This window comes from Pseudovibrio sp. M1P-2-3 (genome assembly GCF_031501865.1).
Classification (GTDB): Bacteria; Pseudomonadota; Alphaproteobacteria; order Rhizobiales; family Stappiaceae; genus Pseudovibrio; species Pseudovibrio corallicola.
On the sequence record NZ_JARRCW010000001.1, the window covers coordinates 2,916,839 to 2,939,402 of the forward strand.

Annotated in this window: 17 protein-coding genes; 11 read left to right on the forward strand and 6 right to left on the reverse strand. The window is 47.8% G+C overall.

Translation table 11 applies throughout. The features are described 5' to 3' along the window. Positions 1 to 11 precede the first annotated feature (11 nt). From P6574_RS12615 to P6574_RS12635, 5 genes are all read left to right on the forward strand, one after another. Entirely contained in the window at positions 12 to 1,286 is a 1,275-nt protein-coding gene (locus P6574_RS12615; protein ID WP_310620632.1) for an ATP-grasp domain-containing protein, read from the forward strand. Continuing rightward, entirely contained in the window at positions 1,283 to 1,981 is a 699-nt protein-coding gene (locus P6574_RS12620) for a hypothetical protein (RefSeq protein WP_310620633.1), read from the forward strand. The genes P6574_RS12615 and P6574_RS12620 overlap by 4 nt, the downstream gene beginning before the upstream one ends. Further along, the gene (locus tag P6574_RS12625) at positions 1,978 to 3,075 is read left to right on the forward strand and encodes a GNAT family N-acetyltransferase (RefSeq protein ID WP_310620634.1); all 1,098 of its coding nucleotides are present in this window, start codon (positions 1,978 to 1,980) and stop codon (positions 3,073 to 3,075) included. The genes P6574_RS12620 and P6574_RS12625 overlap by 4 nt, the downstream gene beginning before the upstream one ends. Next, positions 3,072 to 4,343 (forward strand): oligosaccharide flippase family protein, encoded by a 1,272-nt coding sequence (locus P6574_RS12630; protein ID WP_310620635.1) that lies wholly within the window; start codon positions 3,072 to 3,074, stop codon positions 4,341 to 4,343. Before P6574_RS12625 ends, P6574_RS12630 begins: the two co-directional genes overlap by 4 nt. 583 nt (positions 4,344 to 4,926) lie before the next feature. Then, entirely contained in the window at positions 4,927 to 6,714 is a 1,788-nt protein-coding gene (locus tag P6574_RS12635; protein WP_310620636.1) for a B12-binding domain-containing radical SAM protein, read from the forward strand. 648 nt (positions 6,715 to 7,362) lie between these two features. Here the strand turns inward: P6574_RS12635 and P6574_RS12640 are convergent. Beyond that, positions 7,363 to 8,391, reverse strand: a complete 1,029-nt coding sequence (locus tag P6574_RS12640; protein ID WP_310619544.1) for an IS110 family RNA-guided transposase — start codon at positions 8,389 to 8,391, stop codon at positions 7,363 to 7,365. 360 nt (positions 8,392 to 8,751) lie between these two features. Here P6574_RS12640 and P6574_RS12645 point away from each other — a divergent pair, with 360 nt between their 5' ends. After that, the gene (locus tag P6574_RS12645) at positions 8,752 to 11,046 is read left to right on the forward strand and encodes an autotransporter outer membrane beta-barrel domain-containing protein (RefSeq protein ID WP_310620637.1); all 2,295 of its coding nucleotides are present in this window, start codon (positions 8,752 to 8,754) and stop codon (positions 11,044 to 11,046) included. 296 nt (positions 11,047 to 11,342) lie between these two features. On the opposite strand, the gene P6574_RS12650 is transcribed toward P6574_RS12645, so the two are convergent. The 5 genes from P6574_RS12650 to P6574_RS12670 all read right to left on the reverse strand — a co-directional run bounded on the left by P6574_RS12650 (position 11,343) and on the right by P6574_RS12670 (position 17,242). Further along, entirely contained in the window at positions 11,343 to 11,639 is a 297-nt protein-coding gene (locus P6574_RS12650) for a PAAR domain-containing protein (protein WP_310620638.1), read from the reverse strand. Next, positions 11,640 to 12,206: a DUF6931 family protein gene (locus P6574_RS12655; RefSeq protein ID WP_310620639.1), complete on the reverse strand. Its 567-nt coding sequence runs from the start codon at positions 12,204 to 12,206 to the stop codon at positions 11,640 to 11,642. It abuts the gene before it with no gap. Between the two features lie 57 nt (positions 12,207 to 12,263). Next, positions 12,264 to 14,228: a type VI secretion system Vgr family protein gene (locus tag P6574_RS12660; RefSeq protein WP_310620640.1), complete on the reverse strand. Its 1,965-nt coding sequence runs from the start codon at positions 14,226 to 14,228 to the stop codon at positions 12,264 to 12,266. Positions 14,229 to 14,378: 150 nt separating this feature from the next. Then, positions 14,379 to 16,469 carry an MFS transporter gene (locus tag P6574_RS12665; protein WP_310620641.1) on the reverse strand — a complete coding sequence of 697 codons (2,091 nt, stop codon included), beginning with the start codon at positions 16,467 to 16,469 and terminating at the stop codon, positions 14,379 to 14,381. After that, a complete protein-coding gene (locus tag P6574_RS12670) occupies positions 16,457 to 17,242 on the reverse strand; it encodes a hypothetical protein (RefSeq protein WP_310620642.1) in 786 nt (261 codons plus the stop codon). Before P6574_RS12670 ends, P6574_RS12665 begins: the two co-directional genes overlap by 13 nt. Positions 17,243 to 17,702: 460 nt before the next feature. Here P6574_RS12670 and P6574_RS12675 point away from each other — a divergent pair, with 460 nt between their 5' ends. From P6574_RS12675 to tssC, 5 genes are read left to right on the forward strand one after another with little or no spacing between them, the layout of a single operon-like run. Next, positions 17,703 to 18,611, forward strand: coding sequence for an ABC transporter substrate-binding protein (locus tag P6574_RS12675; RefSeq protein ID WP_310620643.1), 909 nt, complete (start codon positions 17,703 to 17,705; stop codon positions 18,609 to 18,611). Next, positions 18,608 to 20,014: a type VI secretion system protein TssA gene (locus P6574_RS12680; protein ID WP_310620644.1), complete on the forward strand. Its 1,407-nt coding sequence runs from the start codon at positions 18,608 to 18,610 to the stop codon at positions 20,012 to 20,014. Before P6574_RS12675 ends, P6574_RS12680 begins: the two co-directional genes overlap by 4 nt. 32 nt (positions 20,015 to 20,046) lie before the next feature. After that, the gene (locus tag P6574_RS12685; RefSeq protein WP_310620645.1) at positions 20,047 to 20,568 is read left to right on the forward strand and encodes a type VI secretion system tube protein Hcp; all 522 of its coding nucleotides are present in this window, start codon (positions 20,047 to 20,049) and stop codon (positions 20,566 to 20,568) included. 9 nt (positions 20,569 to 20,577) lie between these two features. Continuing rightward, positions 20,578 to 21,078: a type VI secretion system contractile sheath small subunit gene (tssB, locus tag P6574_RS12690; RefSeq protein WP_310620646.1), complete on the forward strand. Its 501-nt coding sequence runs from the start codon at positions 20,578 to 20,580 to the stop codon at positions 21,076 to 21,078. A 2-nt stretch (positions 21,079 to 21,080) separates the two neighbouring features. After that, positions 21,081 to 22,562, forward strand: coding sequence for a type VI secretion system contractile sheath large subunit (gene tssC / locus P6574_RS12695; RefSeq protein ID WP_310620647.1), 1,482 nt, complete (start codon positions 21,081 to 21,083; stop codon positions 22,560 to 22,562). Positions 22,563 to 22,564: the final 2 nt, after the last annotated feature.

The following is a 22,564-nucleotide window of genomic DNA, read 5'->3' on the forward strand; positions in this document are numbered from 1 at the left end:
GGAGGAGCAACGTGCTCGAAAACAACCACACTGTTCACCCTCAAGCAAACTATGCTGAGGACAAAACAATTCTCATTCTTGGCGCGGGGCCAGATCAGTATCCCCTATACCAACGGGCTAAAGAGGCCGGTGCACGCATCATAGGAGCCGATGCCAACGCCGCATCCCTCGCCCGAGATCTTACTGATCAGTTTCTCCATATCAAAACCCGAAGAGCTGAAGAAATCCTAGAGCTCTTGGCAGGTGAGAAAATTGATGGTGTTGCATCTCCTGGAAATGACTCCTTCCACCAAACTATTTTTGATTTAGCAAAGCAGCTTGAGCTACCTCACACTCTCTCTTCAGCTGCAGTTCGTGCCTCCATGGATAAGGGGTATTTTTCAGATAAAGCAAAAGAGATCGGGCTTTTCTCTCCCCAGCATTGCCAATCACGCAAACTTTGTAAGCTGGAGGAATTTGCAAAGAAGGCGCGTTTTCCCTTAATTGCAAAACCCTCGGACGCTTCGGGAAGCAAGGGGCTGAGTTTTTTGGACTGTATTCAGGAGCTGCCAGTTGGTTTTGAAAAAGCGGCATCTCTTTCTCCAACGCACACTGTGATTGCCGAAGAATATATTCCCGGAGACCAGTTCGGAGTGGAGACATTCTTTTATAAGGGACAGTGTATTTTGCTTGCTGTGAGCAAGCGAGGACATACGGGCGCTCCTGATTTTCTGGTAACTCACCACCACATGTCCAAGGACCTGACAAGCAGCATCGAAAGTGAGTTGCGTTTGGCTGTAAACGCTATTGCCAAAGAGCTTGGCATTACCGATGGCCCCATTAACTTTGACGTAATCAAACCTCACTCCGGCCCTCTTTGCTTTTTGGAAATGGGCGCACGTCTTTCTGGCAACGGCTTCCCACAGCTTGTGCGCCAAGTCTTTGGTGTCGATACCTATGAATGGACACTCCAAACTGCTTTAGGCCTGTTGCTGCCAGATGCCACGGGAGCATTGGCTCCAAAACAGAGCGGCCTTTTAAAAATTCTGTCTGCAAATAAAACAGGCGTATTCGACGGTGTCCGGGGTTTGGAGCACTTTAGAAAAGAGCCAGCGTTTCGGGACCTTCACCTATTTGTCTCCAAAGGAGATCAGGTGCGCCCTTTTAAGAAGACAATCGACCGGCTGGGAACAGTTCTTCTAAGCCATGAAGATCCGGAATTGATTGAGCAAGCACTTAGGGTTCTTGAGAAAAATATTTCATTTGAAATTTCAGAGACAAATTCAATAATAGAGGCGGTTTCATGATATCTAGACGTTTCGTTTTTTCTTTTTTGTTCGGCGGAGCCGCCTTAGCAGTGGGTCTTTATGCTCTTCTTGTTCTGCCAGCAGAGCGGGAGGTGCGCAATCTGGGCATCTTCATTTTTAAGCTATTACCGTTTTTTTGTGCCAGCTTTGCAATTGCCCTGTTCCCAGTAGAGCTGTTCTCACGTTACAAGCTCACCGTTCCACTTACTTTCCTTTGTTTTGCTGCGTTCTTCTTTGTATTCGTACCAAAAATGTTTTTTGATGTGGCGTTTAACGAAGCAGGTAACCTCTACTATATGACGCTGGTGTTTACGCCTTTTCTTATTCTGGCGTTTTCCGCAGTATTTCGATTAGGTGGTGGCAGCGGGCAAAATACCTTGAGGATAGCCCTTGGAATGTTGTGCCTAATGCTATCCGGCTTGGAAGACCTCGCTTTTTTAACCATCAACCCTCACGAGACCGGATCCAAATATTCACCCATTCCGGAAGTCTGGACGTGGGCCTCCCACATTAAAGTACGTATTGGACACTACCCCTCAAAGTATGAGGCTTACGCCTTTATTTCAGTGCACATTGCTCTGGCGCTGGTAATCGCACTTCACTCATTCAGCTGGCTGCGCCCTGTTGGACGCTTTATTGGTATGATTGATGGCTCTCCCCAAGCTCCACTTACTGGAAACTATGTGGCTTCATGAGAGTAATCAAAGCAGAAAAGCCGGGAGAGATTGACGCATTACTTCAAAGCTTCGAGGTTCCTACCGAGATTGAGGAGCAAGTTCGCTGGCATGCCTTCTTTAAAAGTGCACGCCCTCTCACTTGGCCACGTTGCAAAAGTGCCTTTCTTTCAGTCGTACATGGAAAGAAAATCGTTGGATGCTGCAGCGTATATCGCTACCCTTACCCCCTTCCTTTTGAAAGTGCATGGATGCGACGTACTGCACGCACGTTTTTTTGGCCCGCAAATCCCGTCAATATGCAGGGACTTCCAGTAATCAGCAAGGGCAACAATCCTGAAGAGGTATACCCTGCTCTGCTGGAGGCTATAGATAAGCTAAGAGTTAGATGGCTTGCTCCAGCCATCCGCCTTATCATGTTGGACGCACAAAATGATGCTCCACTTATTGAGTACCTCAAACGCGCCAATTATCTGCTTGAACAGGGTATCGTAAAAAACACTCTTGAAGTGAGCTGGGATAATTTTGAGGGGTATTTTGAAAAGCATCTGCGAAGTAAAACCCGCCGCCTGCTGCGAAAGGCGCATAAAAACGCTACTGGTGCGGGCGTAACCTTTCAGCCCCTAACCAATCCCAGCAAAGAACAAGACAGGATTTGTGAACTTCTACAAAATGTGGCTGACAAAAACAAAAGTGAGGTTATTTGGTCAGAGCGTTTTTTGGAAAAGGAAAAGACATACCTTAAAGAAAGGAAGCTGGTAGTCCTTGGGTCTTATCTGAATGGCAAGCTCATTGGATGCACCGTTAACTTTAATCAGGGCAGTGAATTCGTAATGAAATCCATCGGGCTGGATTATTCCTGCAGTGAAGAATTGAACCTATACCGCCTTATGTTGCTACAAGGCATTCGGTATTCGATTGAGGCAGGATACAGCACTTTAAACGCAGGCTTTTCTCAATATGCCATCAAGCGCCGCCTTGGTTTTTCTCAGGAAAATACGCTAACGGCTGTAAAGTCATGGCCCTTAGCTGTGGCTCCCTATTTCGCATATCGCTCCGCCTCAATGATTGGGGAAACGAGCCACCAACCTACAAAAGCAGAGGGAAGTGCTTGAAAAAAAGTGGGCCCCTCTCCAGTCTAGCACGTGACACAATATTACTTGTGGGAGCAACAATTTACCTTCGCGCTTTGAGTGCTCTTACAACCATACTGCTTACACGATTTCTCTCGGAAAGTGCCTATGGGAGTTTTGCTTATGGTCAATCTCTTGCTCTGATATTCATGTTTGGAGCGTCTATTGGCCTGCCAACTTATATCATAAAACACATAGGGGACGCACCGGAGCAAAGGGGGGAGCTCTTTCACCGCAGCTTGCTCCTTATTCTTGTGATCGCTGTCATTCAAAGCCTGGTACTGGGGCTACTGTTTTTTTTGAACGTGCTCCCGGCGGGTCAGTTTTTTATCATGGGGCCGGTAGCAATCACAGGCAGTTTTATGGCGTGCAATCTGGTGTTACAAAGTTTTTTTCGTACTCAAAACTATGTGGGCAGACAAACGATACTCCTAGTAATGCAAGGAACTGCTGTTTTGTTGGTTGTACCGGCCTGTGCCTACTTTTTTCATGCTGCACAGGCTGTTGCCGCGGCTTGGGTTGGCGTCTTCACCCTCATGTTTATACTTTATATGTTTGCAGCGCGGCCTATTCTGGCTATCCCCTTAGCCAGCAATCCGGTTATCGATCTGAAAACTTTATTTCGTAGAACTCTGCCTTACGGCGGCATAGATTGGACCATAGCCAGCTTCCCGCTTATTGTCTCCACATGCCTGCTATTTTGGGCGGGGCTTCCCACCGTGGGTATTTTTAGTGCTAGTTACACGGTTTACAGTGCGGTCTCCATATTGGCTCTGGTGCTTGACCAGATTTTTATAAATGAGCTTGCAAAAGCACCAGCAGCGCGAAAATTGCAGGTTGAAAAAACCTACTTAAAAGTGGCGTTTGTTCTGGGTTTAAGCGTTGCACTGGTTTTATTCACCTCTTCAGGTTTTCTCTCAATGCTGTTCTTCAGGGATTTCCATGAGCACCTTCAACTTAGTATTCAAGTTTTATCCATAGCGGTGTTGTTTCGATTTCTTTCTCTGGCAGCCAGCAGCCATGATCGCATGCATGCGGGAAGCTCACTGATACTGAAAACATATATTGGAGGATTTTTCGCTATCCTAGTGCTAGCTCCCTTTGCAGTGCAATGGGGTATTCTGGGAGGTGTCTACACCTTGGTTCTAATAGAATTCCTCCTCACCCTGAGCTTTCTTAGAAAACGATTTACGACCCTGCTACCAACACTCAAAAAGGCTAGAGTTATCAGTGACCAAGTTAAGCCATAACCTGCGTGGACACTATAGAATTATCTATACTGCTGGCTCTTGAAGGTACACCTTATGCTTGACCTCAATGCTTGCCAAGTACTTAAAGGGCTATAACTGAATCTGAATTATGAGGCGTTGGAAATGGTAACGCATCTGGTTGACTGTTTAAACGTTTCAACCATTAAAGTGCTTATCACGACTGCTAATTCTTTGGGGGCTCCCAGTCTGTTTGATTTGCGATTCACTTGTTTCCAGAAGCTCCCGCCTATTCCCGCGGCCTTTTCCAGGAAAATCCGTTATCGCTTCCGAGAAATCAAGGAACACCTGTGGTAAAGGAAGGCCAGAACCTTAGCAATCTTGATCAACGCAAGTCTACCGAACAGCGTATTGATGGGAATGTCACGCTAACCAAAACCGGCAAGTATTCTTTGATAGTCAGAATGATGAATGAGCGCATTCTGAGAAGGCTCGGTGAAATCTTCCTATTACTACTTGAGTGATTGCGGAAAAGTGTCCGGTACTGAATAGTAATGTTCATGGGTATTCTAAAAAAGGTCATAGGGTTATCTATTTGTAATTGTCTTTAGTTTGGGAGGGTGGTGTGCAGCAGGTGTTCAACCTATATCTGGTTAGGCCAACCAGATACGATGAGGACGGCTATCCAGTTCATTGGATCCGCACGTCGATACCAGCCAATTCCCTTGCCTGTATCTATGGAATTTCGCAGGATTGTCAGGCTCGGCAGGTGCTTGGGCCAGATGTCTCCATACGCATTCATTGCCGGGATGAAGGACATGTCCGCATTCGTCCAAAGAAAATCATAGAGGAGATCCAAGCCAGTGGAACGGATGCTTTGGTTTGCTTTGTGGGGGTACAAACCAACCAGTTCCCAAGGGCTATGGATTTGGCACGCCCTCTGCGTGAAGCTGGTGTTCAGGTTGCTATAGGCGGTTTCCACGTTACCGGCTGTATGGTGATGCTCGACGAGATGCCAGAGGAAATGGTAGAGGCGAAAGCTCTGGGGATCAGCATGTTTCTCGGTGAGGCAGAAGACGGGCGCTTTGATCAGGTGTTGCGTGATGCCTATTGTGGAACGTTGAAAGAAGTCTACGATTTCGCACGGGAACTGCCGCATCTACCGGGGCAACCACGACCTCAAGTCGATCCGATGGTGATTAAAAAATCCACTCTGGGATATAGCAGCTTTGATCTGGGGCGAGGCTGCCCGTTTGAATGTAGTTTTTGTTGCATTATCAATGTTCAGGGGCGCAGCAGCCGATTTCGGTCACCGGAAGATTTGGAAAAAATTATACGGGACAACAAGGCGCAGGACATTACCAAGTTCTTCATCACTGATGACAACTTCGCGCGTAATCGCAATTGGGAGGCATTTCTCGATTGTCTGATTGGTTTACGCGAGAACGAGGGTTTTGAGTTTACCCTGATTATTCAGGTGGACACATTGTGTCACAAGATACCAAAATTTATCGAAAAATGCGTTCGGGCAGGTGTTGATCAGGTTTTTGTCGGACTTGAGAATATCAACTCAGATAATCTGGCGTTATCTAATAAACGGCAGAACAAAATCACCGATTATCGGGAAATGTTTCTTGCATGGAAAAAATACCCAGTGGTAATCACCGCCGGCTACATCATCGGTTTCCCCGGAGATACACGCCAATCCATTTTAAATGACATTGATATCATTAAGCAGGAACTGGCCATCGATGTCCTTTCCCTTTCGATCCTGACACCACTGCACGGGTCAGTGGATCACAAGAACGCCGTTGCCCGTGGAGATCCTTTAAACCCTGACCTGAACTTGTATGACTTAACCCATGCCGTCTTTCCGCATCCAAACTTCGAGCCCGGGGAGCTGGACAAGGTATATCGTGAGGCTTGGCTGCGATTTTACACCAAAGACCACTGCATAAGAATTCTGAAACGAGCCGCTGCGCTGGGCAGCGACAAGAAGATGACCACGGCAAATCGCTTATTGTTGTATGGTGAGGCGGCACGCCTTCAAAATATTTACTCACTTGATAATGGATTTTTCCGACTGAAATACCGGCAGGATCGCCGCCCCGGATTGCCTCTGGAAAATGTCTTATGGTTTCATTTGAAGTTTTGGCCGCGGGCCATTGCCACTGCTATGTGGATTAGTTTTAGACGTTGGCGATATGAGCGGCTCACCTCTAGAATGTGGAAAGACCCGAAGCGCTTTGACTATAAGGATGTTGCGATTAGCCGGACCGGCGAAACTGAATATAACAAATTGGAGTTATTTACCAAAACACGCGGCGGCATTCAGGCGGTGCAAAAGGCCCAAAAAATCAAATCCCTTACTCAAAGAGGAAAAAGCAGAAAAATATCTGATATTACAACTTGATATCAACGAGGCAGACAGCCATGAAGCGCTGCAAGCGCTAAGAGCTGGTTCGATTTACTTGGACAGTTGAGTATCGTTTATAGGAGCCCTGCACTATTTGCGCCGCCTTCCGAGTAAGCTGCTGCGCGAGTTTACTCTGACAAAAAGGCTAGGTCTCCCCATCAAGCGACAGATGCGCCAGCTCTGGCTATAAAATGCAAGGCACACCTGCGGAAAAGGAAGGCCAGTACCTTAGAAACCCAGATCAACGCTATTGGAAATATATGCAACCTCTTCATTTCCCAAGAATGCAGGAACTACCTCAATGCAATTGGATATTTTTCAACCTAACATTGAAAGTCTATTGAATGTTGGTCCAATCAGAGAGCAAACCAAGTTTGCGACATGTATGGATGCCTTAGTCAATGCGAGAGTTACTCAGACGTAAAAACCATGGGATCAAGTGCGCACGTGTATCAGGCCTTTTTGCAAGATTTTGTCCTCGCGGGCCGTTATGGATAAGCGCCGATCAGGTCCAATATCATAACCACGAGCTCAAAGCTCCGTGTCGCAAACTGGTTTTCCTGATCCGATCTTAGTGATCCTGGGTCCTTAACTGTCAGATGTCCCTTGCAATCCCTCCCGGCTTACCGACGAAACAAGCCACGTTCACACAGCCATGCTTGCCGGATCTCGATAGGTTTCTCCCTTTGTTATCATTGCCCATACTGTTCGCGCCATTTTATTTGCCAGCGCCACAGCGGCCACCAGAGGAGCTTTTCTTGCCAGCAAGGCCTCAAGCCACGGATGCCGGGGCGCGCCTTTTTTGCGGGCCCACCAAATAACTGTTGTCGCGCCAATAATCAGCAGCCTGCGAATATCACGCTGGCCGGCTTTAGACGTCTTCCCAAGCCGCGTTTTGCCCCCCGTTGAGTGCTGCTTGGGAACCAGGCCCAGCCAAGCGGCGAAATCCCGCCCGCGCTTGAACGTGGCCATTGCGGGGGCAAAAGCCTCTATCGCTATCGCGGTGATTGGGCCGAGCCCGGGAATGGTTTGCAGAATTTTTGCCGTACCACTGTTTCTGGCCAATGTCTGAAGTTTTTTCTCAAGCACCTTAATCTTTTGCGTATGCTCGCCAATCTGTTCAAAGTACAACCTCGCCATTTCATGAACAATCTCAGGAAGATGTCCCCCATCCGCTTCAAGACGCTGCCTCAGCTTCTCAACATGGACCGCGCCATGAGGGACGACCAGTCCATGTTCGGCCAAATGCGCCCGCAGCGCGTTAATCATTTGGGTTCGCTGGCGCACCAGAATCTCACGGGTGCGGAACACCATCGAACGGGCCTGTTGAAGTTCGCTTTTGACCTCCACAAAGCGCATGGTGGGACGGGCGGCGGCTTCGGCAATGGCAAAAGCATCGTTGGCGTCGTTTTTCTGGCGCTTAACAAAGGGTTTGACGTAAATCGGCGCAATCAAGCGAACCTCGTGCCCCAGCTTTCCCACCTCTCTTCCCCAATAATGGGAACTCGCACAAGCCTCCATTGCGACAAGACAAGTTGGCAGCTTACCCAAAGCCTTCAAAAAACCCGCACGAGAAACCTTCTTTGAAAATACGACATGTCCGTCTGCAGCGGCTCCATGCAGTTGAAAAACGTTCTTTGATAAATCAACTCCAACAACGGCAAGGTTCTTCATGGTTGCGTCCCTCTTTTTCCAAAAGCTACACTCTGCTCAGTATTGCAGAAATGCGCCGGGAGAGGCATCCATTCCATCACTATCGATTAATTTTACCTAGTTACTCCTACCTAAAGACTTATCTCTTTAATTTTTCAACACGAACACAACAACAATCCCATAGAGCTATAGAAAAATTAAATTATACAGAGAATTCTATTGCATATTAATACAATTAATATTTAGCTATTTACGATTATAATTATTTTATACTTAATTTAATAAATATTAAACGTGGCATATACGGATTACAACACCATGAAAAAAATGAATTATACTTACAGAATAATTTTTTTCTCATGTTCATTTCCCATAGTTAGTTTGAGCATTCCTTTTACGGCTGCATATAGTGACGATCTGAGTGTGGGGCAGCCGGGAGGCGAGACTTACAGTGTTCTTCAAGGCACCGAAACATATGATACCATAACGATTTCCCCAACGGATCAGGATCTGGGTATAATTAATGTAAAAGGCACCACTAGCGTTTTGGTGGCAAATACCGGGTTTGAAGTTGGTCAAGCGGGCAATGGAACTTTGAATTTGAGCGGCGGTGGCGGTGTGGAGACCACGACACTCATTGCAGCTGGTGGTGCAAGTTCCTTGGGAACTGTAAGTATTGATGGCACAGACAGTAAGCTAACTGTATCTTCCGGGTTGCAAATCGGGCGGTCTGGCAATGGAATATTGAGCCTGACCAACAGCGGCAGCCTGCAGATCCCTTCACTGGAAATTGCCGTAAATGCTGGTTCAGTGGGTGCGATGAACATTGGAGGAGATGCCACTAGCTCCGCAATCGCCCCAGGGATTATCAATGACGATGCCACAGTTAGTTTTGGTCAAGGGACAGGCGAAATTGTATTTAATCATACCATAAATGATGCGGGCATTTCCTTTGCCAATGATGTTGCAGGCACAGGCACTATATTGGCAATCCAAGGAACAACGACCCTATCAGGTACGATAGGGCCAGAAGTTACACTCGCACTACAAAGTCCAGCCGATGCCATCGATGGTGACGAAGTAAGGATATACGTCACAGGAACTTTTAAAGGCGGTGTAATGTTGTTTGAAGATGTCATTGACAGTACCTTTCTGGGAGGTACTGGAACTGTTGGTTCTGTTGTTATAAGTAGTAGTGGAACAATAGCCCCTACGATGCCCGATGGAACTTATGGAGCTTTAACCATATCCAATGGTGCAAGTTTCAATAACCTATATTATGAAGTGCAATTAGATTCATCTGGAGGTTCGGACACGCTTCACTTTGAAAGTGGTGAAGTCATTTTCAAAGATGGTATATTTCTAACTATTAATCCAAGGGGAGATTCTGCAGCCTATCCATTGACAGTGCAATATCCTATTATGACATCGAATACACCAGACCTCTCTGGCGGAAGCCTCGCAGACTTACAAGTGAACTCCGATTTATTGACCCAAGTTGTTTTTAGTACCAATGCCATGACAGTGTCTGTCAGCAATGAAAGTGTCCCGGTAACCAGTGTCGCTCGCACCCACAATCAAAGGGCGGTCGCAACAGCAATTGACGAATTACGTGTACAAGCGCAAGAGCAGTTTGTGGGGCGGGATCTCGATACAACAGAACGATTAGACATTTACTCCCCCCTTTACACCAACCTCCTGCTGCTCTCTTTGAATGAAATTCCATTTGCCTTCGAGCAGATGGGAGCAGAGATTTACGGTAGTATGTCCACAGCACTGCTCAATGATACGCATTATCTGCGCGAGGCTGTCTATGATCAAATGACAACCAATACTCAAGGTCCTATGGTGTGGGCGCAAGGCTACGGAGCTTGGGGGAGATGGAGCGGAGATGGCAATGCGGCGGAGATGACCCGTGATCTTGGAGGGTTCTTTGTCGGGCTGGAAGGGCCTGTGGCTGGAGAACTTGATGAGGCCTTACGGGTGGGGTTTGTGGCAGGTTATGGGCATGCAAACTATGACGTGCACCACCGCTCCTCTTCGGGCTATTCGAATCTTGTACATTTGGGCGCTTATGGCACTTGGCAACGGCAAGAAACTCACCTTTTACTGGGGGCAGCCTATGCCGCCAGTTTTAATGACGTGGACCGTACGGTTCGCTTTGGGGATATTTATGAGGATCCCTCATCCAACTACCTCACCAATCTCATTCAACTGTTCGCAGTGGGGCGCTATGACTGGGACACCAGTTTGGCGACACTCTCTCCTATTCTTGGGCTTGCTTTTGTGTCTCAAAGTGCGCCAACGGTGAACGAAAAAGGAGGCATCACGGCCTTACGGGTGCGCTCCGATACCTCCAGCCTATTTTACACCACGTTGGGGGCCGAGATTTCCAAAGATTGGCTGGTTGCAGGACGCAATGTTGAGACCCGCCTGTCTACCGCTTGGCAACATGTAGCGGGCAACACCAACAGCAGTACCGATATCCTAATGCAGGGAACCAACCAATATCAACAGCTCTTCGGTGTTTCCTCACAGCGCGACCAACTGCTTGTAGACGCTACAGTTCAGGCCGATCTATCCTCAAGGGCTTCCTTGAGCTTATCCTACGCCGGTCAATATGGCTCTGATACCTATGACAATGCTTTTCAAGGCCAAGTAAAACTTCAATTTTAAATGCTGTATGCTGAAAGGTGAGGCCAGCCATTAGGTTAGGTTATTCTATCTGGAGTGCCAATACGCACTCAAGCCTGACCCACCTTTTAGCCTATAACAGTCTAGCAGCCAAACCTTATACCAACGGCACATAAGGCTGGTTCACAGAGTGAGTGTCGCATACTTCATCTGACCGCAGCTTGAACCTATGGTCCAGACAACATTATTCTGCACGTGCGCTGAACGCCTGGTGAGAATAAGCATGCAGGTAGCGCATTCATAATTAGTATACAGTTTAATTGACTTGAACGGTAGCACTACCCCCCAATCAAGCACATGGGGCTACCCAAAATTACTGTGCCACCATGGGAGCAGCTATCTCCAATGCGCACGGCTGGCAGGTTTCCTATCAGACACGACGTACTTCCCTTCACAATAACATCAGGTGGCCCGACACACGTTGCTGTGGAGGTGGCAGTTGCTGCTGGCAGACTGCCGATTAGAACCATCGGCTGGCCGGGAGGCAGGATAGGACCGCCAACATGCGGTACAATCCCAGTTACCATAGGGCAGACATGCATATCCGTAATTCGGGAAGCTGGTAATCCTGGCATCTATTCGTTCACTCCCGGCCATGCTCCATTTGCAACATCCAGTGCGCACCTGTGAGCCGTTTGAAGAAGGACTTTGATGTCTTCCTGTGTTTGACAAGGGATAAGAGCAATTGCCCCAAGTATCGCCTTCGCGTGCAAATAGGCAGGCGGAAGAACCACCGGACCCGATGAAGCCGCGATACTTCCCGACCCATTCCATGCAACCGCATAGCATAACCAGCCTGAAGGCCCTTGTGTTCCCAGCTTATCGCCAGTTTCCAGCAGGGTACGCCGCTTCTTCTCCTCCGGGCTTTTTACCCACTCCCTCACTCTTTGGCGCGTGGCGCGGGCATTGGAAATATCGTTGACACCCATTTCATCCTGAACCGACAGCGCCCAGCAAATACCTTCTCGTGGAGGCAGTGCATGCCCAACAAAATTCACATAGTCAGCTAGAAGCCCTTCTTCCAGCAGCTTTTCCATGACCTGCAAGGGAGAGTATTCTGGCGTTATCAGTTCACCTGCATTCTCCCCAAGCTCAAAGCGATCAAGAATGCTCCTTGCGTCTTCATAGGGAATTTTTTTCATTGTGATCTCTTCCTGACTGCACCGGCTTGGCTGAAATGCTCTCTACACTTCTAGGGATCAGTTAATCATTGCTGGCATACCTTTGATCATTAATGGCCCCTGACTGTTAACCTCTGCCAACGGCCCTTTGATGCTTACCTGAGCCTGCGCCTCTACAGCCACTTGAAGTCCTTTCACTTCGGTCTTTGTGTCTGCTTCTAATTTAGCGGTCAGGCCCTTCATTTCCAGTGTTCCACTTGACTTTGCTGAGACTTTCGATTGACCGGAAACAGAGACCGTTGTTGCTGATATTTTTATTTCCGAGGAGCTCATTTCTATTTTGGAGCTTCCCACCTTCAAGGTCAGTTTCGTATCCGCTGAAAGCTCGATTTCTTTTGCTTGTAAGCTGTCGGTATTGGTAGTTTCTACACTACGTTCACTGGTTTTCAGCTCTGTTTTGCTTTCCACCTCGGTCAAGAGATCCTTGCCAATAACAATTTTAGAAGATTCTCCAACCGTGGTTGTTTCCAGTTTCTTGATATTGCGATTCACATTCTCTTCCACAAGCAGCTCAAAGTCTTTTGCAGCGCGTAAACCAATCAGTTCTGCACCCACCTTGTCATCAAATTCCAGCTCATTGGGCAGATCTCCCAATTGAGATCGAATACCGGACTTGGTTGTATTTTTGGCTATAAAGGGCGGCTTATTCTTTTCGTTGTAAATCTGACCGCTGATGATTGGTAGATCTGGATCACCATGCAAAAAGCTAACCAGAACCTCATGCCCAACTCTTGGCAGGAACTGTGTCCCAGTGCCATTACCCGCATAAATTTCAGCAACTCTGATATATCCTGAAGTGTCTTCAGTCCTACCCGAAATATCCCAGAAAAACTGAAGCTTTACCCTCCCCTGCTCATCACAGGCTGGTTCTCCAACTTTCGGCCCAACAACAACCGCATTGTGTACACCAGCTATCAGTGGTTTTGGTATATATTTCGGTACTATAGGCGTGCCTTCCGGAACCGCTTCAATTGTTGCCTGAAGGGCAAGGCCACGCTCCATTTTATAGCTCAGAGCTGTAATAATCAGGGTTTGCGGGAGCTTACCCTCAACATTGGAGTTCAGTTTGATGGCCTGTCCAATGTGGAGGGATGGGTGCTCACAGGTGCCTCGTACGCGTACTTCATAACCTTGAACGGACTGGGTCATTTTTCCAAGAGTTACGCTTGAAAGCGTGTCGCGGGGAAGCGGAAGAAAACGATAGACGACAGGCTTTTCTATAGTTTTAAGCGAAGAGGACGGTTTGGGGCCTGCCTTTAATGTCTTGGCAGTATCCGCATCATAAGTGGCAAGCTCTGTGGTTGCAGGGCGCATGACTTGGCTATGCTCCAAAGTTATAGCCTGATAAGCGCCCGGAGCGGTAACACCCAGCATGTCTTCCAACTCCACGGCTCCCCCTTGCGCAGGAAAGGGTTTTGATGGGTCGTGTATAACCAAGGCTTCTGGGTCACTGCCATCTGAAACAAAATAAACCAGTCCCTCTTCCGCCAGAATCCGCTGGCAAAAGGACAAGTCGTTCTCGTTATACTGAATGCAGGTTTCCCGTTTTCCCGAAGTCTTGGCACCGCTCGTTTTCACCTGACCTATGCCGTTCCGCTCAAACACCTCCCCCCAAATATCCAAGGTGCTTTTGTTCTGGTAAATTGCGCAATGCTCTCCCAGCTCCAGAACGCCCAGTTTGGGCCGTACGACAATCGAAAGCTGCGTTAAACCAGTAGAATCGATAATACGATCTGCCTGAAACACCAATCCGGCAAACTTGCGCGGTATAACGCCTTTGGAATACGCAGTCTCAACAAAACTAAGCTCTGCCTTTTGCCCCACCAGCTCCTGAAGAGACTGGCCCGTATCGAGCGCAAGAATATTATAGGTGGGAACCTCACAAATACGCTCTTCCAGCTGCACACCTTGCACAGCGAGCTCCTGCCCATCAACGGATAAAATAGAAATCTGATCACTGTTATACTCTAGGCTCATCGACATAAATAACACCTCTAGAGGAACTGAAACTGGTATATGCTTGGCGTTATTTACCGCTATTCAGCGGTGTGCCTGCCCTATTCGTAAAAACAATTTTGCAATCCAGCTGAAGTCTTCGCCTGACCTCCATTCAACTATTGCAGGAGCTTCTCCTCACACAGGAATTCGGCCAGCTTCTCTCTTCGTGGACCGTTTCACTATTAAGGTTAGAACCGCCATCAAAACACCTGTTCCGGCAATGATTGCTCCCAAAATAGCCGCCGTATCTCCATAGTTAAAAGTAACAAGCATTGCTCCCACAACAACAGGCCCCGCAACACTGCCAATACGCTCGAACATACGCAGGAAACTGAGGGCCCCAGTCCGCGATACATCGGGGCTAAGAGCTGCTGCATCCATGGCCGCCACAATTAGAGGGGCCTTAAGGAAGGCATGCGCCAGTCCGAGGGCTGCAACCACTGCCAATACAGCGGCCACAGAAGCACTTTGATAAAGACCGATCAGAACAATCCCTGAGATAATCGTTGCACAAATAACCACCCAAAGGTTTTTCCCGAGTTGATCTGAAAATCGCGATGCAAGCGGACTAATGGGAATAATGATCAAGGAATAGAGCATCATGACCCTCCCAATTTCTGACTGGCTGGCTTCAAGGCTGGCCAGATAAATTGGAACAAAGAAATATAGGAAGCCGGTCAGGACAATTTTTGCTGGAATGGCGCAAAACAACAAGATCAGAAGGAAGCTTGGGTTACGCAGTAGCGCGCCAAACGGGTTAACTGACGATGCTTTTGCCTTGGATTTTTGGGGCTCTGAAGAGGGTAAATTGCCATGCAGCATTTTCCATCCCATAACACCGGCAACAAGACTTAGGACTGTTGCAATCATGAATACGGGCTTGTAGCCCAACCAATCAGCAAAAATGGCACCTGTTGCCGTGCCGCACATGGTCGCCGCCATAAGTACACCGACAAATGCTGCCATGGCACGGGCCCTATTTTCTCCCGTAGCAACAGCAGCAATATAACTTTGGCAACTAATCGTGATAATGCCATACCCCACCGCTGTGAGTGATCTTGCAAGTACAATGTCATTGCCGCTTTGAGCCAGAGCGCAGTACACATAGCCACCGATCGCTGGAACAAGCCCCACAAGATACAAAGTCTTATTGCCAAAACGATCAATAAGACCAGCTGCAAAGGGAGTAATGGCTGCTATCACAAACATAAAAGCAGAGATGGGTAAGCCCATCATAATATCCCTATCAAACAGGTCGGTGGGGCTGTAGTATTCAGCCACGAACAAAGGCATGAATGACTTTTGCAACTCTTCAGCAAAACAGAACACAAATAACGGAATTCTGGCGTCGATAATACGGGCAGGCTTTGGAGGAGATGCAGCAAACAAAGCGTGCTTTTCAATAAAGGCTTGTATCTTGGATTTTGCTGTGCCAGCACCTTCCAGCGCAGCTGTGGACCGCCGTCTCAAAGCATCGTTTTGTTTATTCAAGACAGCAATAAAGCGTCCTATCCGTCCACGTTGATTTGCGCCTTGATAGAAGTTAAAGTTTCCCCGCGCACGCATTGAAAGAACACTATCAATCTGCCGCAAGGGATATGTAACTGATGCGTTGAGGTAAACAACAACCACCTCAATGGCAATGAGGCAAACTGCTATGAAAATGACGAGGGTATCAAAAAAGACATTCGCCATTTTATTATCTACATAATTGGCATCAATGACCGTTTCCAGTTTGGCAACAGTGCTCCCCGAGACAGATATATCCGCATAAACCCTCATACTCTCTTCGCCCGCACCCGTAATATTCGACCATATGTCGGCAAGCGAGCCAAACGTATTTTTCACTCTCCCCCAAAACTGTTCGCTATCGCTAGAGGGAATGGTCTTTGCAAATGAAGAGACCTCTGCGTTTGAGAAGTTACTCTTAGAGAGGCCGGATGCGGAAATAAGTGAAATGCGCTCAATCTCGGGGTTTTCCAACTCGAGTTCGCTCAGGTACGTATCAAGCCCACGAATTTTGTCGAACGGAATACCAATAGACGTGGCATATTCAATATTCTGCTTAACGGAAGATGTAACAGATTCAGCCTTGGAGATGAGATAGGGGTGCAAACCACTGTTAAATTCGGTCAAGGTCACAGCAATACTGAGCAAAGCGGCAATGCCCATGGCAACTGACATTGTTAGAAAGTAGCGCGTAGAAAAACCACTTAAGATTGCCATAGCTCAGCCACTTCCTTCTTCTTTTCGTCTGGTATCCCCTTAGGACTGCTAAGCGCCTGCAGAGCAGATTGATAGACCTTGTTTCCCTCCTCAATCTTTACACTGAGTTCATCCCTATCGGGAGCTTCCAGTCTTTTCAGTGCTTGAGGGTTAAGGGCGCGATAGACCCTTGTTACGGCGGAAAACTCGAAGACAACAAAAGGAATGAGCACCAAGAAAATCACAGTGAAAATAGCCAGATAGGCTGTGGCCAACTTCATACTTGTTTTCCAGATAGCATTTTGGAGGTCAGCAGTTTGCGTGGAAACTATAACAGCGCCCATAATAGAATTAGCTGAATCCAACAGAAGTCGACCGGAATACAACATATTCCCCCGATCAATAGTCGATAATTTTTCTCCGGACCCAAAAACTCGGCGCATAACGGCTTCGTGATCTTCAACCGGCAAGGCCTTGCTTCCACTGGAGGTAATTGGGCTACCAATTGGAGACACCACCATTATCTGAAAAATGGAAGAATCCCGTTCTCGTTCACGCTCAAGAAGACCTTGAAGCCCGCTCATCTCCTCCATAGCAAGCCCGGTTCCCTCAGCACGCTGAACAAGAGTATCAACGGAACCTGCCACCACCTGAAGCCGGGAGGTTGTGGCTTCCGCCACCAATGCTCTGAATTTCAAGTGGGCAAGAACGCCTTGAAGTATGAGGATTGCAGCTATAACCACGAGAACCGAAAAAATGATCCTCCAGTAAAATCCATTAATTAACGTCTTCATAACTCTACGCAATCCCCAGCGAAATTGAAGTATTCTGACGAATCGATTAAATGATGATTTTATTTAGGTATTTTTGATGACACAAGAATTAATATAAATTCAGGATAGCAATAATTATTAAATTAACACACATCCGACAGAATCATTAATAAAAATCAGATATTCAAAATTCAACTAACATTGAAAAAGTATTTTAAGTTTAAATATTTCATGTATTACTTAATTTATATCTATCATATTGATTTTATATTTCTATTGACATTACCATTACTACCAAGATAAATCATTAGTTACTTTATAGAATCAGAAAATAAGCATATTTCCGCATATTCACTTTCATTCATTCAAGAGTGTTTTTATGTATGTGTTAAAGTATATTGTGTCCGCTTTACTTATATTTGCCGCAGCACACTCACAACTAATAGCAAAAGAAGCCAATTCGGATACATATAACGTACATATGATTGTCTGGCGCGGTTGCGAGACAGCATGTAGAGGATTTATCCGTTACTTTGACGTTCGCCGTTTACCCGTAAACGTAACCGTTACAGACGTTGCACGGGATAAAACGAAACTTCCCGAGATTAAAGCCCGTTTGCAGGAAGAAAAGCCTGATCTTGTCGTCACATGGGGCACAACGGTGACGCGTTCTATCCTAGGAACAATTTCGGACTATGGAACGCAAACGGCACTAGGTGATATCCCTTCCCTGTTTATGATCGTGGCCGATCCGGTACGCTCTGATATCATTGAAAACTACAACACAACTGGCAGACCATGGCTGACGGGCGTGCACAACCGCATTAAGGAAGAAGTTCAACTCAAACAAATTTTCGAGTATTATCACCCTAATCTCCTCGCTGTCATTAACAGTCCCTCTGAATTAAACTCGCGCCAGAACACTCAAAAACTTGCAGCACTATCAAAAAGTATGGGCTTTGAGCTTTTATCGCTGGACTATGAGATGGGCGATGATGAAAAGCCAGTAGCCTCCAGTATATCAGATAGGATTGCTCAAGCCAAAGCTATGGGGGCCGATGCAATCTATGTTGGCTCCAGTTCTTATAACCTTGAGAACCGGAGAGAGTTCACCGCTGCTGCCCTTGAACATAAGCTGCCGGTTTTCAGCGCCTATGAACAGATGGTGCGCGACGGTATGGCATTAATGTCCGTCTCCAACAGTTACGCCAATGTGGGTAAACTTGCAGCCTCTCAGGCAGACCAAATTCTACTGGGAAAACAGATGCCCGGCTCTTTGCCTGTTAAGGCACTAGACCGCTTCTCGATCTTCATCAATATGAAGGCAGCGAAGCAACTGGACTTGTACCCTCCTCTGCCTCTTGCACTTGTAGCAGAGGTGGTTCAATGAAAATTGAAGAGCTGAAAACGCCTATCTCCCAAGAAAATAAAGGCGGCATCTACCTCAAAGGCGATCGCAGCACTTACCGCGCCCTGCGCAATACCTTCAATGCTGGGCAGTCAGCTTATAGATCCCTATCAGAATCGTCGGAGTCTCTTGCTGACCGGATACTTGAAGAGACCAACCGTCAAGCATGGGAAGCCCTGAGTGAGCTGGCCGAAAAAACCTTATTGGAGATTTCGAAGGATCTGGAGATCCTTTCCTGGTTTACGGCTGCACAAGTTCACAGCACCGCCCCCCTGCCGAATTTACGCGATTGCTTGAGTGTTCTGCTTCACCTGACAAGAGAGGGCATAGATTGGCTACAACCGATCCCTCCCATTGAAAAACTCAAGGCGGAAGGCGAAAGTGAGCAAGCCGAAGAAATTGCCGCCTTGAAAATTCGCGCCTTCACGCAGCTCTTTGGGGAGGTGGAAGGCTCGGGCCTTTTATATGCCCCCCTAACAAACATTGGGCTAGTTGCAGATATTTCCTATGGGCAATTCCTGATTTTTGAAAAGAAAGGAAATATCGACGAGCTTAGGGAGGTGGTTTCCCAGAGTATTTCCTCTGAAACAGAGGTCTTGACGGAAAAAATCAAGGCCCTGCAGGAGATCGAGAAACTTGTCAGTGAACTAGACGCACTGATTAAAAGCTATGCTCAACCCCATAAACAAGCACCACCTCTGCTCGGGTATTTTCTACGTCATATAAAAGAGCTCCTTCGTGCGATTGGCGAACTTGTTAAAACAACCGGTTATCGCTGGCCAAGCTCGGAAGAGGCCGAAGAAACAAAGGACAAGACTGCGTCCGATGCTGAAAATATAGATGCATCAAAAGCGCTTGATCTACCCGCTTCTATACAATTAACCAGCGCACATACAATGGGCACTGCTCCTATATCAACACGGGGTGATGCGTTGGCGGCCATAGCCGATCTTGCCGAGTACTTTCGTAAATTCGAACCACATTCGCCCATTTGCCTGCTGCTGGACCGAGCGGTCAGATGGGGCGGTCTATCCGCTGGTGAACTCTATCAGGAAATTTTGAGTGAGGGTAGCGTGGGCATGGCGCAGATGGCGTTGATGACGGGTCTTGAAAGTCAAGGATTTTCTCAGGCCTACCAACGCAAACAAGCTGCAGCGCCTCAAAGTGTCGAACACCCAACACTTTCCGATTACAGCGCTGCCATTCCTCAGCCCAAACACAAGCAGAACAAGCCGAAGCCAACGCAGCAGACACCGGCCAAGCCTGAAAAGCAAGTACAAGCTCAAGTTAGAAGTGAGCCCCCCAAAAAACAGGATACCGAAATCATCGAAACTCAACCGGAAGCAAACAAAAAGGAATTGGAATTAGCGAGTTTCGAATGGTGACTAGCAAATAGCCAACGACGGAGAAGTGACCAATGTCCAGTTCTTATATGCGTATTGATGGAATTGATGATTTTAAAGGAATGGCAACCGTTAAGGATATCGGGAGCAAGAAAGGCTTCTTCCCAATAGACAGCCTGAGCTTTGGCTTTTCCCGCTCGATCTACGTGGCCGTTGGCGCGTCAGGAGACGCAGAAACGGGCATCCCTTCTTTGGGCGATATCAGTATTTCCCGTGTGAATGATGCTGCCTCAGCGATTTTGGAGACAATGTTCTTTGCTCCGGGGAAGGTTGGCAAGACAATCGAGCTTGTAACCACAAAAACAAAGAATGATGGTAAGGGTCTGCAGCCGACCATGGTGATTACCTTGGAAGAAGCACGTCTTTCTTCCTATTCGTATCAGGGAGAGTTCACCTCCATGACCATCGCCTTCACAGTAGTTTCCATTGCTCACTATTTCGAAACAGAAGCCGGCGAAGTCGTCAAATCCGACACCGTGAAGTTCGATCTTAAAACCGGTGAGCTGGTTTCCGGCAATACAGACGCCCAGAAGTAGGAGCATCTAATGGCCCTGAATGCACAGCACAAGCGCGTCTCCAAGAACCGCGTTTCCATTACTTATGACGTGGAGGACGGCGGTGCCGTCCAGACAAAGGAACTGCCCTTTGTCATCGGCATGATCGGAGGGTATTCCGGTGATCGTCAAGACAAGGAACCTCTTGAAGACCGCACCCTTTATCAGGTGGACAAGGACAACTTCAATGACGTGATGACGCGGGTCGGCCCCGAGCTGACGTTTACCGTGCCCAACCTCATTCAAGAAGATGACAGCGAATTCGAGGTCAATGTGGACTTCAAGTCAATAAAAGATTTCGAGCCTGACGCCATCATCGACAAAGTCGAACCTTTGAAAAAACTGGCGGAAACCCGTGAGAAGCTCATGACCCTTGTAGCCAAGGCTGACCGCTCCAGAGATCTTGAAAAAGTCCTTAAGGAAATCTTACAGAGTGAGGACATGATCAAGGCAATTGGCGACGAGCTGGGTGTCGAGAAAGAAGAGGCGTAACCATGTCAGATACAGAACAGGTTGGCGGTGGAGATACTCTCGTCAAAGAAAAGGAAGTCTCTCTTCTGGATCGCGCGCTTGAAGCAACGCTGCAAACGCCACAAGATACGACGAAAGAACTTCTGTCGGTTATGGCTTCGCAGGCCATGGAAGGCACTCTTGCATGGGACCAGAATGTTGGTGTGACAATTCGAAAGGCCGTGGCTGAAATTGACAAGCTCATGTCCAAGCAGATGTCAGCCATTATGCAGAATGAAAAATTCCGCAGTCTCGAAGGGTCATGGAGAGGGTTGCAGAAGGTTATTCGCCAAAGTGAGATCGGTGCACAGCAGAAAGTAAAGTTGCTCGATTATAACAAGGAAGAATTGCTGGAGCAGTTTGAAGACGCCCCTGCAGTTGACCGCAGCCCCTTGTTTGAGCGCCTTTACCAGCATGAGTTTGGAACGGCTGGGGGGGAACCCTACGGCGCATTGATCGGAGACTATTACTTCGGCTTCAATGACGAAGATGTGGCGCTTTTGACTTATATCGCCGAAACCGCAGCATCCTGTCACGCTCCGTTTGTTGCGGCAGCTGGCGCTGACATGTTCGAATATAATTCCTTTGAGAGTTTCAATGAAGGACGCCCCGTTGCAGCAGGCTTTGACAGCCCTACCTATGCAGCGTGGAACAACTTTAGGGACAGCGATGAAAGCCGCTATGTGTCCTTGACACTTCCCTCCACTCTGGCCCGCCTCCCCTACGGGAAAAACGGATTATCCGCCAAATCCTTTGATTTTAACGAACTTCAAATGGATGGTGAGGGCAACCAGCGCCCTGCGGACAACTCCCAGTTGGTCTGGTCGAACGCTGCCTATGAAATGGCCCTGAAAATGAATGAGGCCTTCACCGCCTTTGGGTGGTGCACGGCAATTCGTGGTCTGGATAATGGCGGTAAAGTGGATCAACTGCCAAATCTCACCTACAAATCGGATGCAGGTGATGTGCAGCAACACTGCCCATCGGAGGTTAACCTCACAGATGAGCGCGAGAAAGAACTCTCTGATTTGGGTTTCTTGCCGCTGGTACACTACAAAAACTCCAGCTACGCGGTCTTTATCGGTAGCCAGACTGTTCAGCGGCCCAAGACCTACACAGACCTTGACGCCACTTCAAATGCAGCAATCTCGGCTCGGCTGCCATATATTATGGCCTCCAGCCGGATAGCCCATTACCTCAAGGTAATGGGGCGTGACAAGCTGGGCTCCAATGTAGAAGCGGACGACATCCGTACAGACCTTCAGGCTTGGATTGACCAGTACACCAATGCTGGCGCAATGGGGAATGCTGAACGCTCGCGCACACCGCTTGCAGAAAGCAAAATCGACGTTGTTGAGCAACCCGGCAAACCCGGAGCCTACTCTGCGGTGGCCTATCTTCGCCCGTGGTTACAACTGGAAGAGCTGACCACTTCGGTGCGAATGGTTACGAAAATTCCGGGGTAGGC